The sequence below is a fragment of the Actinoallomurus iriomotensis genome (genome assembly GCF_030269445.1).
GTDB classification, from domain to species: Bacteria; Actinomycetota; Actinomycetes; order Streptosporangiales; family Streptosporangiaceae; genus Actinoallomurus; species Actinoallomurus iriomotensis.
Window position 1 is genome coordinate 277,464 of the sequence record NZ_BSTJ01000008.1, and the last position, 16,216, is coordinate 293,679.

The 16,216-nt window shown below is 73.0% G+C and carries 15 protein-coding genes; 6 read left to right on the forward strand and 9 right to left on the reverse strand.

Annotated elements, in window-relative coordinates; genetic code table 11:
- Positions 1 to 97 precede the first annotated feature (97 nt).
- The 3 genes from lnt (at position 98) to QSK37_RS30880 (ending at position 3,260) form a co-directional block, all read left to right on the forward strand.
- The gene (gene lnt, locus QSK37_RS30870) at positions 98 to 1,639 is read left to right on the forward strand and encodes an apolipoprotein N-acyltransferase (RefSeq protein ID WP_285628181.1); all 1,542 of its coding nucleotides are present in this window, start codon (positions 98 to 100) and stop codon (positions 1,637 to 1,639) included.
- Positions 1,640 to 1,782: 143 nt separating this feature from the next.
- Positions 1,783 to 2,277 carry a DUF3145 domain-containing protein gene (locus QSK37_RS30875; protein WP_285628184.1) on the forward strand — a complete coding sequence of 165 codons (495 nt, stop codon included), beginning with the start codon at positions 1,783 to 1,785 and terminating at the stop codon, positions 2,275 to 2,277.
- Between the two features lie 200 nt (positions 2,278 to 2,477).
- Positions 2,478 to 3,260: an SDR family NAD(P)-dependent oxidoreductase gene (locus QSK37_RS30880; RefSeq protein ID WP_285628187.1), complete on the forward strand. Its 783-nt coding sequence runs from the start codon at positions 2,478 to 2,480 to the stop codon at positions 3,258 to 3,260.
- A gap of 85 nt (positions 3,261 to 3,345) precedes the next feature.
- Here QSK37_RS30880 and QSK37_RS30885 read toward each other — a convergent pair whose 3' ends face one another.
- The 9 genes from QSK37_RS30885 to QSK37_RS30925 form a co-directional block, all read right to left on the reverse strand.
- A complete protein-coding gene (locus QSK37_RS30885; RefSeq protein WP_285580137.1) occupies positions 3,346 to 4,794 on the reverse strand; it encodes an acyl-CoA carboxylase subunit beta in 1,449 nt (482 codons plus the stop codon).
- The gene (fabF, locus tag QSK37_RS30890) at positions 4,791 to 6,053 is read right to left on the reverse strand and encodes a beta-ketoacyl-ACP synthase II (protein ID WP_285628190.1); all 1,263 of its coding nucleotides are present in this window, start codon (positions 6,051 to 6,053) and stop codon (positions 4,791 to 4,793) included. Before fabF ends, QSK37_RS30885 begins: the two co-directional genes overlap by 4 nt.
- A 44-nt stretch (positions 6,054 to 6,097) precedes the next feature.
- Positions 6,098 to 6,352 carry an acyl carrier protein gene (locus tag QSK37_RS30895; RefSeq protein ID WP_285580133.1) on the reverse strand — a complete coding sequence of 85 codons (255 nt, stop codon included), beginning with the start codon at positions 6,350 to 6,352 and terminating at the stop codon, positions 6,098 to 6,100.
- Positions 6,353 to 6,409: 57 nt separating this feature from the next.
- The gene (locus QSK37_RS30900; protein WP_285580131.1) at positions 6,410 to 7,375 is read right to left on the reverse strand and encodes a beta-ketoacyl-ACP synthase III; all 966 of its coding nucleotides are present in this window, start codon (positions 7,373 to 7,375) and stop codon (positions 6,410 to 6,412) included.
- Positions 7,372 to 8,301 (reverse strand): ACP S-malonyltransferase, encoded by a 930-nt coding sequence (locus tag QSK37_RS30905; protein ID WP_285580129.1) that lies wholly within the window; start codon positions 8,299 to 8,301, stop codon positions 7,372 to 7,374. Before QSK37_RS30905 ends, QSK37_RS30900 begins: the two co-directional genes overlap by 4 nt.
- Before the next feature lie 80 nt (positions 8,302 to 8,381).
- Complete coding sequence (locus tag QSK37_RS30910; protein ID WP_285628840.1) at positions 8,382 to 9,503, reverse strand: PucR family transcriptional regulator; 1,122 nt, start codon at positions 9,501 to 9,503, stop codon at positions 8,382 to 8,384.
- 198 nt (positions 9,504 to 9,701) lie between these two features.
- Positions 9,702 to 10,625, reverse strand: coding sequence for an alpha/beta hydrolase (locus tag QSK37_RS30915; RefSeq protein ID WP_285628193.1), 924 nt, complete (start codon positions 10,623 to 10,625; stop codon positions 9,702 to 9,704).
- 729 nt (positions 10,626 to 11,354) lie between these two features.
- Positions 11,355 to 12,011 carry a response regulator gene (locus QSK37_RS30920; RefSeq protein ID WP_285628195.1) on the reverse strand — a complete coding sequence of 219 codons (657 nt, stop codon included), beginning with the start codon at positions 12,009 to 12,011 and terminating at the stop codon, positions 11,355 to 11,357.
- The gene (locus QSK37_RS30925; RefSeq protein ID WP_285628198.1) at positions 12,008 to 13,195 is read right to left on the reverse strand and encodes a sensor histidine kinase; all 1,188 of its coding nucleotides are present in this window, start codon (positions 13,193 to 13,195) and stop codon (positions 12,008 to 12,010) included. Before QSK37_RS30925 ends, QSK37_RS30920 begins: the two co-directional genes overlap by 4 nt.
- Positions 13,196 to 13,292: 97 nt before the next feature.
- Between QSK37_RS30925 and QSK37_RS30930 the strand changes: the two genes are divergently transcribed.
- From QSK37_RS30930 to QSK37_RS30940, 3 genes are all read left to right on the forward strand, one after another.
- Positions 13,293 to 14,315, forward strand: a complete 1,023-nt coding sequence (locus QSK37_RS30930) for a PHP domain-containing protein (RefSeq protein ID WP_285628201.1) — start codon at positions 13,293 to 13,295, stop codon at positions 14,313 to 14,315.
- 245 nt (positions 14,316 to 14,560) lie between these two features.
- On the forward strand, positions 14,561 to 15,184 hold the full coding sequence (locus QSK37_RS30935; RefSeq protein ID WP_285628204.1) for an ACT domain-containing protein: 624 nt from the start codon (positions 14,561 to 14,563) through the stop codon (positions 15,182 to 15,184).
- A 13-nt stretch (positions 15,185 to 15,197) separates the two neighbouring features.
- Positions 15,198 to 16,187 (forward strand): cation diffusion facilitator family transporter, encoded by a 990-nt coding sequence (locus QSK37_RS30940; protein WP_285628207.1) that lies wholly within the window; start codon positions 15,198 to 15,200, stop codon positions 16,185 to 16,187.
- Positions 16,188 to 16,216: the final 29 nt, after the last annotated feature.

Consider the following 16,216-nt stretch of genomic DNA (forward strand, 5'->3'; position numbering starts at 1 on the left):
TGTTACGCAGTGTGCCCCGAGATGTCGCCTGCGGTCAGCGGAACGGGCGAACCGAGCCCCCTTGCCTTCCGTCCCCGCGGACGATCAATCTTGTGGAGTGAGCACGACGGCGGAGTTGATCGGATCGGGCGGAGGTCCGTCGGCGGGCGGCGGGCGTCCCGCCACCCGGCGCGCCGCCGCCCTGACCCTCCTGCGCCGCCGGGCGCCGGCCCTCGTCGCGGGCGCGGTGCCGGTGCTGGCGTTCCCGCGCCCCGGGCTCGATCTGCTCGCCTGGGTGGCGCTCGTGCCCGGCCTGCTGCTCGCCCGCTCCGCGCCGACCGGCCGTGAGGCGGCCAAACGCGGCTGGTGGTTCGGCGCCGGGTTCATTCTCACCGCGCTCTACTGGCTGATCCCCACGATCGGGCCCGGCCTGCTCCTGCTCGCCGTGGCCGCCGGCGCGCTCTGGGCGCCGTGGGGCTACGCGGCCTGGGCGCTCCTGCGGCCCGGCCGCCTCGTCGCCGCGGTCGTCGTGGTGCCGAGTGTGTGGCTCGCGGCGGAGTGGGCGCGCTCCTGGCAGTCCCTCGGCGGCCCGTGGGCGCTGTACGGCGCGACCCAGTGGCGGCACCCGACGGTGCTGAGCCTGGCCTCGATCGGCGGCGTGTGGCTCGTCACCTTCGCCGTCGTGGCGGTCAACACCGCGCTGGCGAGCGCGGCCGGCGCCTGGTTCCGATCGGCGGGGCCGTCGCCTCGCCGCGTCGTCACCGCCGTGCTGCTCGCCGCCCTGATCGCGGCGGCCGGACCGCTCACGTACCGGCCGTGGTCCGCGCCCGCCGGCCGTCCGCTGAAGGTCGCGCTCGTGCAGCCGGGCGTCGTGGTCGGCGCGGGCACGCGCTTCGAGGCGGGGGAGCGGCTCACCGCCGCGCTGCCAAAGGTCGACCTGGTGGTCTGGGGCGAGAGCAGCGTGGGCTTCGACCTGCGCCGGCGGCCCGACCTGGTGGCCCGGCTGGCGGCCCTCGCCCGCGCGCACGGCCCGCTGCTCGTCAACGAGGACGCGCGGGACGCCGGCGGGCGCATCTCCAAGAGCGCGGTGCTCATCGGGCCGGACGGCGAGCAGGCCCGGTACGTCAAGAACCGTCTCGTGCCCTTCGGCGAGTACATCCCGCTGCGGACCACGCTCGGCTGGCTCACCCGCGTCAGCAAGGCGGCCAAGCAGGACCGCGTACCCGGCACCGGCGTCGTGATGATGCGCGCGGACGTCACCTTCGGACCGCTGATCTGCTTCGAGTCGACCTTCCCCGACCTGGCCCGTACGGTCGTGAACCGCGGGGCCCGGGTCCTCGTGTACGAGTCGGCGACCTCGTCGTTCCAGGGCAGCTGGGCGCCGCCGCAGCACGCCTCGCTCGGCGCCGTACGGGCGGCGGAGACGGGACGGCCCGCGGTGCAGGCCGCGCTGACCGGGGTGTCGGCCGCGTTCGACGCGCGAGGACGGCGGATCGCCTGGCTGGACACGCCGCGGCGGGGCTCCGTCGTCGTGGAGGTCACGCCGTCACAGGGGCGCACGCCGTACGACCGCCACGGCGACTACGTGCCCTGGCTCGCCGTCGTGATCGTGGCCGGAGCCGGGCTCTGGGCGTGGCGCGGACGACACCCACGGGACTGATCTGGTAGAGCCGACCCATACCTACGGGGTATGCGGTCTGGTGCGAGTGATGACCATGAGGCACAATGACCATGCGGTCATACGGTCGGTCTGGTGCGAGGACGTTGGGGAAGACGAACCTCGCAACGCTCCCAGGAGGTCCGGTGTCCGCACGTGGCGTTTTCTACGTCCACTCAGCGCCGCCTGCGCTGTGCCCGCACATCGAGTGGGCCGCCGCAGGCGTCCTCGGTGTGCCCGTTTCCCTGCCGTGGAGCGATCAGCCCGCGGCTCCGGGGACGATGCGCACCGAGCTGTGCTGGGAAGGACGTCCCGGCACAGCGGCCGGCATCGTGTCGGCGCTGCGCGACTGGCGCCTGCTGCGCTTCGAGGTGACCGAGGACGCCACGCCGGGCTGTGACGGCGTCCGCTACAGCGTGACGCCCTCCCTGGGAGTCTTCACCGCCGTGATCGGCGCGAACGGCGACGTCCACGTGCCCGAAGACCGCCTGCGTTCGGCGATGGCCAACGCCATGGCGGGCAAGGCGACCTTCGAGTACGAGGTCGACCGGCTCCTCGGCAAGCCGTGGGACGACGAGCTGGAGCCCTTCCGCCGCGCCGGCGACGGAGCCCCGGTCCGCTGGCTGCACGCCGCCGGCTGACCCGTTCCCGCGGGTGAGGAGAGGGCTCGGCCGGTCCGGCGTGCCCTGGATCCGACCCGCGACGTGTACGCGCGTGGCGGCGGGGAGCGCCGCCACCACGGGCCGCCACCACGGGCCGGTGCGCCGATGGTGCGTGGACGGTCAGCGGCTCCGGCGAATCTTTGGTCATCACCACAGGCGACACGACCAAGGAGTGGAAGATGACCGTTCTGACCGGAAAGACGGCGCTGGTGACCGGGGCCTCGCGGGGGATCGGCCGGGCGATCGCCGAGCGGCTCGCGACAGACGGCGCCCTGGTCGCCGTGCACTACAACAGCGGCGACGCGGCGGCCAAGGACACGGTGGCGGCGATCACGGCGGCCGGCGGCCGGGCGTTCACGGTGCAGGCCGAACTCGGCGTCGACGGCGACGCGGAGACCCTGGTCGCGCGGCTCGCGGCCGGCCTGCGCGAGTACACCGGCGAGGCCGCCCTGGACATCCTGGTCAACAACGCCGCCCTGAGCGGCACGGGCCCGATCGAGTCGGACACCCCGGCGGCCTTCGACCGGCTGTTCGCGGTGAACGTGCGGGCGCCGTACTTCCTTATCCAGCGGGCTCTGCCGATGCTTCGCGACGGCGGTCGCATCATCAACATCGGTTCCGGCGTGACCCGGATCGCGCTGGCGGCGGAGACGTCGTACGCGATGACCAAGGCCGCCGTCGACACGCTCGGCCGGACGCTGGCCAACACGGTGGGCAGGCGCGGCATCACGGTCAACACGGTTGCGCCCGGCACCACGAGGACCGACCGGACCGCCGCGATGTACGACATCCCGGGCTTCGCCGAGCAGATGAACGCCGCACAGGCGATCGAACGCACCGGCATGCCCGCCGACATCGCCGCCGTCGTCGCGTTCCTCGCCTCGCCCGACGGTGGGTGGGTGACCGGGCAGTGGCTCGACGCCAGCGGAGGCTGCTACCTCGGCCCCAAGCTGCCCGCCTGACGCGGCGGGCGCCGCGCCGGACCCGGAAGAGCGACGCCCCGTCCAGGAGTCTCTCCTGGACGGGGCGTACCGGGTCCGACGACCGTCAGAGAGGGATGTTGCCGTGCGCGCCGCGGGCCGGGGTGGCCTCGGCGATCGCCTGGGCGATCGCGCGGCGGGTCTTGGCGGGCTCGATGACCTCGTCGATGACGCCGATGTTCTGCGCCCGCTGGAGGCCGCCGACGACCTTCTCGTGCTCGGCCGCGAGCTGCTCCTCCAGCGCGTGGCGCTCCTCCTCCGGCACGGCGGCCAGCTTGCGCCGGTGCAGGATGCGGACCGCGGCGACGGCGCCCATGACCGCGACCTCCGCGGTCGGCCAGGCGAAGACGCGCGTCGCGCCCAGGGACCGGGAGTTCATCGCGATGTACGCGCCGCCGATCGCCTTGCGGGTGACCAGCGTCACCCGGGGCACGACCGCCTCGGCGAACGCGTGCAGGAGCTTCGCCCCGCGCCGTACGACGCCGTCGTGCTCCTGACCCATGCCCGGCAGGTAGCCGGGGACGTCGACCACGACGACCAAGGGCACCCCGAACGCGTCGCACATCCGCACGAACCGCGCCGCCTTCTCCGCCGACGCCGAGTCCAGGCAGCCGCCCAGCCGCATCGGGTTGTTGGCGATGACCCCGACCGTACGGCCGCCGAGGCGGCCCAGCGTGGTCGTGATGTTCGGCGCCCACTTGGGGTGCAGCTCGACCGACTCCGAACCCTCGTCGAGCAGGCCGGCCACGATCGGCTTGACGTTGTAGGCGCGCCGCGGGTTCTCCGGCAGGATGCCGCCGAGGTCGGTCTCGGCCACCTCTTCCGGCCGCAGCCGGCCCTGGTGACCGAGCAGCGCCGCGACCCGGCGTGCCTTGAGCAGGGCCTCGGTGTCGGTCTTGGTCACGATGTGCACGACGCCGCTGCGCTTGCTGTGCGGCTCGGGGCCGCCCAGCGTCGCCATGTCCACGTCCTCACCGGTGACCGAGCGGACGACGTCCGGGCCGGTCACGAAGATGCGGCCGCCCTCGGACAGGATGACGATGTCGGTCAGCGCCGGGCCGTACGCGGCTCCGCCGGCGGCGGGGCCGAGCACGACGGAGATCTGCGGCACCACGCCGGAGGCGTGGGTCATCGCGGCGAAGATCCGGCCGACGCCGTGCAGCGACTCCACACCCTCGGCGATGCGGGCACCGCCGGAGTGCAGCAGGCCGATGATGGGCAGCCGCTCGCGCACCGCGTGGTCGTACGCGTGCACGATGTGCTCACAGCCCGCCGCGCCCATGGCGCCGCCCTGGACGCGCGGGTCGCTGGCGTACGCCACGACGGGCATGCCCTCGACCCGGCCGACGCCCGCGACGGCGCCGCTGTCGTCCTGTTCGGCGAGGAGCCGCAGCGACCCCTCGTCGAAGAGCGCCCCCAGGCGGACGAGCGGGTCACGGGGGTCCGGTGCGGCCTCGGCCTGCTGGGGGATCTCCTCGGCCGCCGGAGCGGGGGTACGACTGTCGACAACGGTCACGACTCATGCCTCCTAAAGGCGACGCACACGTTGTGGCCACCGAAGCCGAACGAGTTGTTCAGTGCTGCGGCGGGGCCACCGGGCAGCTTTCTCGGCTCCCCTTGGGCGATGTCGAGGTCGACTTCGTCGTCGAGATCGTCGATGTTGATCGTCGGCGGGACCAGGCCCTCGCGCAGCGCGAGCAGCGTGGCGATGGACTCGACCGCGCCGGTGCCACCGAGCAGGTGCCCGGTCATCGACTTGGTGCTCGTCACGACGATCTGCCCGGCCGCCTCGCCGAGCGCCTTCTTGATCGCCTTGATCTCGCCGACATCGCCGATCGGGGTGGACGTGCCATGCGCGTTGATGTGGACGATGTCCCCGGGTTCGAGGCCCGCGTCCGTCAGCGCGCGCTTCATGGCCTTGGACATGCCGTCCGCGTCGTTCTGCACGATGTCGTTGGCGTCGGCGGAGTATCCGACGCCGGCGGCGATGCCGTGGATCCGCGCGCCGCGGGCCCGCGCGTGCTCCTCGGACTCGAGGATGACGATGCCCGAGCCCTCACCGAGCACGAAGCCGTCGCGGTTCTTGTCGTACGGCCGCGACGCGGCCTCCGGGTCGTCGTTGCGCGTCGACATGGCGCGCATCGACGCGAACGCGGCGAGGTTGAGCTGGTGGATCGCCGCCTCGGTGCCACCGGCGATGACGATGTCGGCACGACCCGAGCGGATCATGTCGATGCCGTAGCCGATGGCCTCGGCACTGGAGGCGCACGCGCTCGCGAGCGCGTGCGCACCCGCACGGGCACCGAACTCGATGCTCACCTGACCGGCGGCGCCGTTGGGCATCAGCATCGGCACGGCGAACGGGGAGACGCGCTTCCAGCCCTTCTCCCGCAGCGTGTCGTAGTTGTCGAGGGTGGTGATGATGCCCCCGATGCCGCTGGAGACGACGGCGCCGAGGCGGTCGCCGTCGACCCGGAAGCCCTCCGCCGACTCCTCGTCGCCGAACGCGAGGCCGGCGTCGCGCCAGGCCTCGTGCGCGGCGATGAGGGCGAACTGCTGGCACCGGTCGAGACGGCGCAGCCGGTGCCTGGGCAGGACCTCGGAGGGCTCCACCGCGATCCTCGCGGCGATCCGCACCGGCAGGTCCTTGGCCCAGTCCGCCTCGATCGGCTTGACGCCGGAACGGCCCGCGAGCAGAGCGGACCAGGTCGACGCCACGTCGCCGCCGAGTGGCGTGGTCGCGCCCAGTCCGGTCACGACGACGGAGGTACTCATTCGGTCACGCTCTCCCTTGGTGGTCTCGTCGCTGGATGTGCCCTTCAGGCGGAAACGTCCTTGCCCTGCACGTAGGAGACGACGTCCTTGACGGTCTTGAGGTTCTTCAGCTCGTCGTCGGGGATCTCGACGCCGAACTCGTCCTGCGCGGCGACGGCGATCTCCACCATCGACAGCGAGTCGATGTCGAGGTCGTCCACGAACGACTTCTCGGGGGTGACGTCGGCCGCCGGCACACCGGCGATCTCCTCGATGATCTTGCCGAGGCCCTTGAGGATCTGCTGCTCGGACAATGCCATGGTGTTATTACTCCTCTGAATCGGGTTGTACTGAAGGTGAGTGAGGAACAGGGGGAGTTACGGGATCTCGACGACCTGAGCCGCGTACGTCATCCCGGCACCGAAGCCGATGAGCAGCGCGGGAGCGCCGGAGGGCACGTCGCCGCGCTCGATGAGCCGGGAGAGGGCGAGCGGGATCGAGGCGGCCGAGGTGTTGCCGGCCTCCACGATGTCGTCGGCGACGACCGCGTTCTCCGCGTTGAGCTTACGCGCGATCGCCTCGATGATGCGCAGGTTCGCCTGGTGGGGCACGAACGCCGCCAGCTCCGACGGGTCGACGCCGGCGCGGTCACACGCCTCTCGTGCCACCTTGTGGAGGTTCGTGGTGGTCCACCGGAACACGCTCTGCCCCTCCTGGTAGAGGAAGCTGTTCCGGTCCTTGATGAAGATCCGCTCGGCCATGTCGCCGGCGCTGCCCCACACGACCGGCCCGACCGCCGTCTCCTCGGACGGCCCGACGACGACCGCGCCCGCGCCGTCCGCGAAGATGATGCACGTGGAACGGTCCGTCCAGTCCACCCACTGCGAGAGCTTCTCGGCGCCGACCACGAGCACGTTGCGCGCGGAGCCGGCGCGGATCGCGTCGGAGGCGTTGGACAGGGCGTAGCAGAAGCCCGCGCACGCCGCGTTGACGTCGTACGCGCCCGGCGCGACGATGCCCAGACGGGTGGCGACCTGCGCCGACGCGTTCGGGATCTGCGCCTCCTGCGTGCAGGTGGCGACGACGACCAGGTCGATGTCGGCCGGGGACAGACCGCTGTTGGCGAGGGCCTTGCCGCCCGCCTGCACGGCCATGTCGACCACCGACTCGTCGGGTCCGGCGATCCGGCGCTGCTTGATGCCGACCCGGCTCTGGATCCACTCGTCGTTGGTGTCGACGGTCTTGGCGATGTCGTCGTTGGTGACGACGTTGGACGGCTGGTAGTGGCCGAACGCGAGGATGCGCGCCCCGGGGGCGCCGGTACGGAGCTGGAAGGACGTCACGCGTTCTCCAATGTGTCGTCACTGGGGCTGGCCTCGGCCAGGGCGCGGGCCTGGTCGAGTTTGTCCGGCGTCTTGAGCGCCACGACCTCGACCCCCGGCAGCGCACGTCGAGCGATACCGGCGAGAGTGCCGGCCGGCGGAAGCTCGATGATGGCGGTGACGCCGAGGTCCGTCATCGTCTCCATGCAGGAGTCCCAGCGCACCGGGTTGCTGACCTGCTCGGCGAGACGGGCGACGAGGTCTCCTCCACGCCCCACGACGGTGCCGTCGCGGTTGGACAGCACCTGTATACCCGGGTCCGCCACGGGCATGCCCGGCGTGATGCGCCGGAGCGTGTCGACCGCGGGGGCCATGTGCGTGGTGTGGAAGGCACCCGCCACCTGGAGACCGCGCAGCCGCGCCCCGGACGGAGGCCGCTCCTTCAGCGCGGCGAGCTGCTCCATCGTGCCGGCGGCGACGACCTGTCCCGCGCCGTTCATGTTCGCCGGCGTGAGGCCGTGTTCCTTCAGGACCGCCTGCACCTCGTCCGGGTCGCCGCCGAGCACCGCGGTCATGCCGGTCTCGGTGACGGCCGCCGCCTCGGCCATGGCCCGGCCGCGCTCACGCGCCAGCACGAGCGCCGCCTCGGGGGAGATGACACCGGCCATCGCGGCCGCGGCGAGCTCGCCCACACTGTGCCCCGCCACGAGACCGGGCTTGACGCCGAGCACCTCGTACGCGACGAGAGCGGCGCTGACCAGCAGCGGCTGCGCGACCGCGGTGTCGCGGATCTCGTCGGCGTCGGCGGTCGTCCCGTAACGGATCAGGTCGAGCCCGGTGACGGCCGACCACCAGGTGAGGCGTTCGGTCACCCCCGGGAGCTCGAGCCAGGCCTCGAGGAATCCGGGTGTCTGGGCGCCCTGGCCGGGCGCGGTGATGGCGAGCACGCATCCCACAGTGCCGCGTGGGGGCGCGCCATGTTCATGCGGTGAGGTACGAAGTTGAGGCAGCCCGCCTTGTGAGGGTCCTACAAGTGGGCCTCACGCGACACGAAGCGTCCGAGGACGAGCGCGATGCGCAGCGTGAAGGCGGCCCGGCCGTCCGCGGGCACGTATCCGGTCAGCTCAGTGACGCGTCTGAGCCGGTAGCGGACGGTGTTGGGGTGGACGAACAGGAGCCGCGCGGTGGCCTCCAGCGACGAGCCCTGCTCCAGGTAGGTCGTGAGCGTGTCCAGCAGCGGAGCGCCGGCGTCGCGCAGCGGTTCGTAGACCTCCTCCACAAGAAACGCCCGTGCGTCCTGGTCGCCGTCCAGCGCCCGCTCGGCCAGCAGCGCTCCGGCGAGCACCGGGCGGGGCGCGTCCGGCCAGCCGGCCACGGCCTGCAGCCCGGCGAGCGCGGCGCGCGCCGAGCCGGTGGCCGCGTACAGGTCCTCCACCCGCGGGCCGATGACGACCGGACCCGCGCCGAACTTGGAGGTGAACGGTTTCGCCGCGGCGAGCGGGTCGTCCTCCACACCACCGACGATGACGATGAGGCGGCTGCCCTGGACCCCGGCGAGCACGTCGACGCGCGCGCGGCGCGACGCGATGCGGATGTCGTCGATGATGGCCTCGGGCTCGTCGTCGGGCGTGTGCCCCGCCATGACGGCCACCGAGGTCGAGGCCCAGCCGAGCGCGGCCGCCCAGGAGTGCAGCGACTCGTCGACCTCGCCGCGCAGCAGGGCGTCGACGATGAGCGCCTCGAGCCGCGCGTCCCACGCGCCGCGCGTCTCGGCCGCCCGCGCGTACACCTGCGCGGCGCCGAAGGCGACCTCACGGGTGTAGCGGAGGATGGCCTCGCGCAGCTGGGTCTCGCCGCCCGGCGCGGCGAGCTTGTTCACCTGAGCCTCGACCACGTCGATGACGACGCGCACGATCTCGACGGTCTGCTGGAGCCGTACGGCGCGCATCAGCTCGCGGGGCGCCGTGCCGAAGACCTCGCCCGCGATGGGCGGCCGGATCTTCTCCTCGTTCTTGAACCACTCGACGAACCCGGCGATGCCCGCCTGGGCCACCAGGCCGACCCATGAGCGGTACTCCGCCGACATCGCGCGGAACCACGGCAGGCGTTCTTCCATGCTGGCCGTCGCGGCGGTGCCGAGCGATCCCATGGCCTGCTCGAGCCGCTCGGTCGTCTCTTCGCGGATGTCGCCGTCGTTCTTCACATTCTCCACCCTCCCACCCCCGGCCGGCGGATGAGCGCATCGGCCGGGACCGCGCACGCGCCACCGACGGCGGTTCGTCACCTGTGACGGTAACCGCCTTTCCGTGTGGACGTGTCGGGAAGGGGCTGGTCAGCGCGTCACATGTCAACGCGACACGTCGCCGGCGCGGCCGAGCGCGATGAGCGCCAGGTCGCGCAGCGCGACGCCGCCCGGCCGAAGGTAGTCGCTGTGCCCGCCGTCCCCCGCGGCGAACCGCCGGGCGCCGAATCCCGCTCCGGCCGGGTCCGCGCCGAAACCGACACCGAGCACCCGGACATTCGGTACGTACCGCATCCAGTCGCCGGAGGCGCGCCCCGCCCAGAGCCGCGCGGAGGTGCGCAGCCCGGCCGCGGAGGCGACGGTCATCCCCGGGCTGCCGAACACGGCGATGTCGGTCACGTCGAGGTCCTTCGCGGCGCGTCCGCAGACCACCGTGCCGTAGCTGTGGCACAGCAGCGCGACACCGGCGCCGCGCGCGTCCAGCCACGTAACCAGCGGGCGGAGGGCGCGGGCACCCTGGTCGGCGCGGCCGGTGGTGACCACGGCGGGGCTGACCGTGGCCGGGGCGGGGTACCCGAGCCAGGCGACGACGGCCAGCCGCGCGCCGGGGGACAGCCGCTCGGCCTCGGCGTACAGGGCGCGGGCGCCCCCGCCGGGCGACGCGGTTCCGCGTGAGTCGAAGGTGGCCGGCGTCGTGTCCGCGCCGGGCACCAGCACGGCGACGCGCCGCGCGGTCGCCAGGTCGCCGACCACCTCGACCGCCCGGCCGCGCGGATCGAAGTCGAGGAACGTACGGCCGGGCGCGGCGAGCGCGCGCAGACGCTGCGACGTGCGCGGGTCCTCGGTGCCGCGCGCGGCGCTCTCGATCGCCGCGCGCTCGGCCGCGTACCGCGCGCTCAGCGCCGGTCCGGTCAGGGCGGGCAGGGGCCGCAGGGGCAGCGGCCCGGACGAGGCGTCGCCCGCCGCGGCGGTACTGAGCACGAGCGCGGCGCCCGTGAACGCGAGCAGGGTCACCCGGCGGGCCGTCATCCCGATCTCCTTCCGGTCCACACCGCCCGGCCGGGTCGGCCGGGCGGCAGAACAGGAAGCTACGGACGGCCGCCCGTGCCGCGCGTCCCTCCGGAGAGCACATCCGCGCGTACCTCTCAGGTACGTCGTGGGCATACGAGCGACCGAGGTTCGGCACACCCACCTGCGCAGCCGGACTCGGGCCCGGCCGCCCGAGTGGCTGGGGCGGTGCCGCTCATCCGAGCGGTCGGGGCTCGGTGTGCCCGCCTGCGCGGTCGGGGTTCGGCCTACGTGCCTGCGCGGTCGGTTGGGCCTGCGTTCCCGGGCGGCTGGGGTCGGTGCGGCGCGTCTGCGGGCCTGCGCGCTCAGGCGGCTGGGGTCGGTGCCTACGCGCCTGCGCGGCTGGCGTTGAGGCTGCTCGCCCGAGCGGTCGGCGCTCGGCGTGCCTGCCTGCGCGGTCGGGCCTGCGCGCAGGACGGCTGGGGTTGAGGCCGCGCGCCTGCGCGTCCGGGGCCGGGCCTGCGCGCCCGAGTGGACGAAATCGGGCCTGCCCGCCAGAGTGGCCGAAACTGGGTCTGCGCGCCCGGGCGGTCGGGGTTCGGGCCGCGCGTCTGCGCGCCCAAGCGGCTGGGGGTTGGGCCTGCGCGGTCGAGGTTAGGCCTGCGCCCGGGCGGCTGGGGTTGGGGCCGCGCGCCTGCCCGTACGAGTTGCCGGGGTTCGGGCCGCCCGTCCGAGCCGCCTGGGCTTGGGCTACCCGCCGGGGCGGACGAGGCCGGTCTCGTACGCGTAGACCACGGCCTGGGTGCGGTCGCGCAGTTCCAGTTTCATCAGGATGCGTCCGACGTGCGTCTTCACGGTCTGTTCGGCCAGGACGAGCTCGGCGGCGATCTCCGCGTTGGACATGCCGCGCGCCACCAGGCCGAGCACCTCGCTCTCGCGTTCGGTGAGTCCCTCCGCGAGCCGGCCGTCGGGGCCCCGCGGCGCGCCCATGCGGGCGAATTCGGCGATGAGCCGCCGGGTCACCACCGGGGCGAGCAGCGCGTCGCCCCGCGCGACGACGCGCACCGCGTCGGACAGCTCACTCGCCGAGGCGTCCTTCAGCAGGAACCCGCTGGCGCCCGAACGCAGCGCCTCGTACACGTAGTCGTCCAGGTCGAAGGTGGTCAGGACCAGCACCTTCGGCGCGGCCTCGCCCGCGGTGATGATGCGGGTGGCGGCCAGGCCGTCCATCACCGGCATGCGGACGTCCATCAGGACCACGTCGGGGCGCAGTTCCGCCGCGCGCGCCACCGCCTCCTTCCCGTCGACCGCCTCGCCCACGACGTGGATGTCCGGCTGGGCGTTCAGCAGGATGGAGAAACCGGACCGGACCATGCCCTGGTCGTCGGCGATGAGCACACGGATCATGCGGTGGCCTTCTGGTACGGGAGGACGGCGGTGACGGCGAACCCGCCGTCGGGCCGGGGGCCGACGGCGAGCGTGCCGCCGAGCATGCTCGCACGTTCGCGCATGCCGACGAGACCGTGGCCGCCGCCGCTCTCGGCGACCGGCCGGGGCGCGGTGCCGGGACCGTTGACGACGCGCAGGCGCAGTTCGTCGGAGCGGTAGTCGATGTCGACGGTCACCGATGCGCCCGGCGCGTGCTTCATGGCGTTGCTGAGCGCCTCCTGCAGGATGCGGTGCGCCGACAGCGCCACCCCCTGCGGCAGCGGCGGCGGTTCGCCGGTCGAGGAGACCTCGACGGTCAGCCCGCCGCTCCGGGCGGAGGCGACGACCTCCTCCAGGCGGTCGAGGCCGGGCTGCGGCGTGGTCTCCGGCGTGTGGCCGGTGCGCAGCACACCGAGGACGCGGCGCAGCTCGGTCAGCCCTTCGAGGGCGCTGGCGCGGATGTCGGCGAAGCTCTCGGCCAGTTCGGGCGGGGGATCGGTGACCTTGTACGGCGCGGCCTCGGCCTGGATCGCGATGACCGACATGTGGTGGGCGACGACGTCGTGCAGCTCGCGTGCGATCCGCTGGCGCTCCTCCAGCACGGCCGTCTCGGCCGCGTGCCGCGCCTCCTGCTCGGCGAGCACCTGCCGGGTGGTGCGCCGCATCCGTACGAGATGGCCGGCGACGAGGGGGACCAACATGGGAACCGCGACCGCGGCGGTGGACGAGTCGACCACCGCCGCGCCGACGACCGTGACGACGGCGGCGCCGGCCGTGACGCGGTTGCCGCCACGGACCCCCACCGCGTACAGGCACAGCAGGTAGACCACGACGGCGCCCGGAAGGTAGGGCAGGCTAAGGCCCTGAGCGAGGAGCAGGGCGCGGGCGGCCAGGACCCCGCCGGCCGAGCACAGCCACGCGGCGAGCGGCCGCCGGTCGCGGAGCGTGAGCGGCGCCGCGGTGATGAACGAGACGAGGATGAGCAGGACGTCGGAGGGATGACCGGGGGACGGGTGCGGCGGGCGCGGAACGGCGTTGTCGAGGGCGAAGAACAGCAGGGCGATGACGAAGTCCAACGCCACGACGATGTCGACGCGGCCCACCCGCAGGCGGGAGCGGATGCGCCCACGCCGCGGCGCCGCGGCGCTCCGCTCACCGGTCATGCGCCGAGCTTAGGGGGCCGCGCACGCGGGACGCGTCCGACGTCAGAGGGATCCCGCGGGTGCTACTCCGGTATGGGGCACGGGTAGAAAGAAGGCCATGGATCCCCTCGAGGCACTCAAACGCATCGCGTTCCTGCTGGAGCGCGCCGGCGAGGCGACCTACCGCGTGCGCGCGTTCCGCCGCGCGGCCGCGACGGTCGAGCGCACCCCGGCCGGCGACCTGGCCGCCCGCGCGCGAGCCGGCACGCTGGAGGAGCTGTCCGGCGTCGGCAAGGTCACCGCACTGGTGATCAAGGAGGCGCTCGACGGGGAGACGCCCGTGTACCTGCGGCGGCTCGAGGCGACCGAGGGGCAGCCGCTCGACGAGGCCGCGGAGGCGCTGCGTGCGGCGTTGCGCGGCGACCTGCACACGCACTCGGACTGGTCGGACGGGGGTTCGCCGATCGAGGAGATGGCGGCGGCCGCGATCGGCATCGGCCACGACTACGTCGCGCTGACCGACCACTCGCCGCGGCTGAAGGTGGCGAACGGCCTGTCGCCGGAGCGGCTCCGTTCACAGCTCGACGTGGTCGCGGCGCTGAACAAGGAGCTCGCGCCGTTCCGCATCCTGACCGGCATCGAGGTCGACATCCTCGACGACGGCTCGCTCGACCAGGACTCCGAGCTGCTGGCCGAGCTCGACGTCGTCGTCGCCAGTGTGCACTCCAAGCTGCGCATGCCGTCGGCCGAGATGACCCCGCGCATGCTGGCCGCCATCGAGAACCCGCGCGTCAACGTCCTCGGCCACTGCACCGGCCGCATCGTCGCGGCCGGTGGCCGCCGCGGCGGCAAGCGGCCCGAGTCGGAGTTCGACGCCGAGCGGGTCTTCGCCGCCTGCGTACGGCACGACGTCGCGGTGGAGATCAACTCCCGGCCGGACCGGCTCGACCCGCCCAAACGCCTGCTGCGCCCCGCGCTGGAGGCGGGCTGCCGGTTCTCCATCGACTCCGACGCCCACGCGCCGGGTCAGCTCGACTGGCAGCCGTTCGGGTGTGAGCGCGCGGCCCGGTGCGGCGTGCCCCCGGAGCGCGTCGTCAACACGATGGGCCTGGACGACCTGCTCGCCTGGGCCGCCGGCTGACGCCGGTCAGGGCGTGATGTCGGTGCGCCGCCCGCCGTCGAGGTCCCGCCGAGCTGATGGACGGCCTGGTGCGGGCCTCACCCTGCGGGACCGTGAGCCGATGATGGCCGAGCTCCTGGCCAAGGTGATCTGACCGTTCCGACCTGCGGAGACGCCCTCTGGTCGGCTGGTAGCGGCATGGATACACGTGGGCAACATGCCGGAAATGTCGATAGGGCACCTTGTTCGGCAGGGAGGTGAGCGTTTTGTCGCTCTTGCGCATCCGAATCAAGCTGCCGGACCGGCCGGGATCACTCGGTACGGTCGCCCGCACGCTGGGCGCCGCCGGCGCCGACATCGTCCAGGTGGTGGTGCTGGAGCGTGCCGCGGGCCGCGCCGTCGACGACGTCACGGTCACCTGGCCGGACGGCGTCTCGCTCGACGTCCTGTGCGACGCGCTGTACTCGGTCCGCGGTGTCGTGGTCGACGGGGTCTGGCGTACCACCGAGGCGCCGGGCGTCTTCTCCGACGTCGAGGTCGTGGGCCAGATGGCCTCGAACCCGCCGAACGGCGTCGTCGCGCTGGTCGAGGCGGTGCCCAAGATCTTCGGCGCCGACTGGGCCGCCATGCTGACCCCGGACGGCACGGTGGTGCACGCGAGCTGGCAGGCGCCCGACCCGGTGGTACCGCCGCCGCTGCCCGCCTCCTCCGGCCGCGCCTTCACCGGCGAGGACGGGGTCCGGTACGCCTGCGTGCCGGTCGGCGGTGCCACGCAGACGTTGCTCCTGGCCCGGGTGGCGGCCCCGCCGTTCCACCGGACGGAGATCGAGCGGCTGATCCAGCTCGCGACCGCGGCCGAGGCCGTATTGGGCGTTTCAGCTGCGGCATGACACGCTATGGCGCGTGGCGAAGGTAAAGAAACAGAAAGGCCTGCTGACCGTCCTGTTGGCGCTCGCGGCCAATCTGGGCATCGCGCTGGCCAAGACGGCCGCCGCGCTGATAACCGGTTCGGCGTCCATGGCGGCGGAGGCGGGACACTCGTTCGTCGACTCGATCAACGAGGTGTTCCTCCTCACCGCGCTGCGGCGCAGTAAGCGGCCCGCGGACTCGCGGCATCCCTTCGGCCACGGCACCGAGCGCTACTTCTGGTCGCTGCTCGTCGCCGTGTGCATCTTCGGGATGGGTGCGCTGTTCGCGTTCATCCAGGGCATCGGGGCGCTTCTCGGCAAGGGCGCCGAGGAGGCCAGCCCGCTCATCGGCTACGTCGTGCTGGCGATCTCGGCCGTGCTGGAGTTCATCTCGTGGCGGCAGGCGTTCCGCGAGACCCGGCAGCACGCGCGCGAGCGCGACCAGGGCTTCCTGGAGTTCCTCCGCACGACCGACGACCCGACCGCCAAGTCCGTCCTGTTCGAGGACTCGGCGGCGCTGCTCGGCATCGCCTTCGCCGCTCTCGGCCTGCTGACGCACCAGCTGACCGGCTCGGCCGTCGGTGACGGCATCGCCTCGCTGCTCATCGGCCTGATGCTGTCGCTGGTCGCGTTCCTGCTCGGCCGGACGAACCGGGAGCTGCTCGTCGGCCGCCAGGCGCGGCCGGAGGTGCTGGAGGGCATGCGCCGGATGCTGACGAACGCGCCCGAGGTCGAGGAGCTCGTCGACCTGCTGACGATGAACGTCGGCACCGACCAGGTGCTCGTCTGCGCCCGGCTGGACTTCGACGACTCCCTCGGCGCCGCCGACGTCGAACGCGCGTGCGCGCGGCTCGACGGCGAGCTGCACGAGGCTTACCACGAGGTCTATGAGGTGTTCCTCGAACCCGTACCCCGCGACGACTCCGGCCTGCGCGAACGCGTTCTGGCCCGGTACGGCAGGCAAATCGCCGACGAGACCGCCTGACGGCGTTCGCCGGTAAATGTCGGTGTCGC

Bases quoted from the DNA above. Each gene is read 5' to 3' on its own strand.
- QSK37_RS30925 (WP_285628198.1), bottom strand. From the start codon at position 13,195: ATGACCGGTGAGCGGAGCGCCGCGGCGCCGCGGCGTGGGCGCATCCGC.
- QSK37_RS30930 (WP_285628201.1), top strand. From the start codon at position 13,293: ATGGATCCCCTCGAGGCACTCAAACGCATCGCGTTCCTGCTGGAGCGC.
- QSK37_RS30910 (WP_285628840.1), bottom strand. From the start codon at position 9,503: ATGGGATCGCTCGGCACCGCCGCGACGGCCAGCATGGAAGAACGCCTG.
- fabF (WP_285628190.1), bottom strand. From the start codon at position 6,053: ATGAGTACCTCCGTCGTCGTGACCGGACTGGGCGCGACCACGCCACTC.
- QSK37_RS30895 (WP_285580133.1), bottom strand. From the start codon at position 6,352: ATGGCATTGTCCGAGCAGCAGATCCTCAAGGGCCTCGGCAAGATCATC.
- QSK37_RS30915 (WP_285628193.1), bottom strand. From the start codon at position 10,625: ATGACGGCCCGCCGGGTGACCCTGCTCGCGTTCACGGGCGCCGCGCTC.
- QSK37_RS30920 (WP_285628195.1), bottom strand. From the start codon at position 12,011: ATGATCCGTGTGCTCATCGCCGACGACCAGGGCATGGTCCGGTCCGGT.
- QSK37_RS30880 (WP_285628187.1), top strand. From the start codon at position 2,478: ATGACCGTTCTGACCGGAAAGACGGCGCTGGTGACCGGGGCCTCGCGG.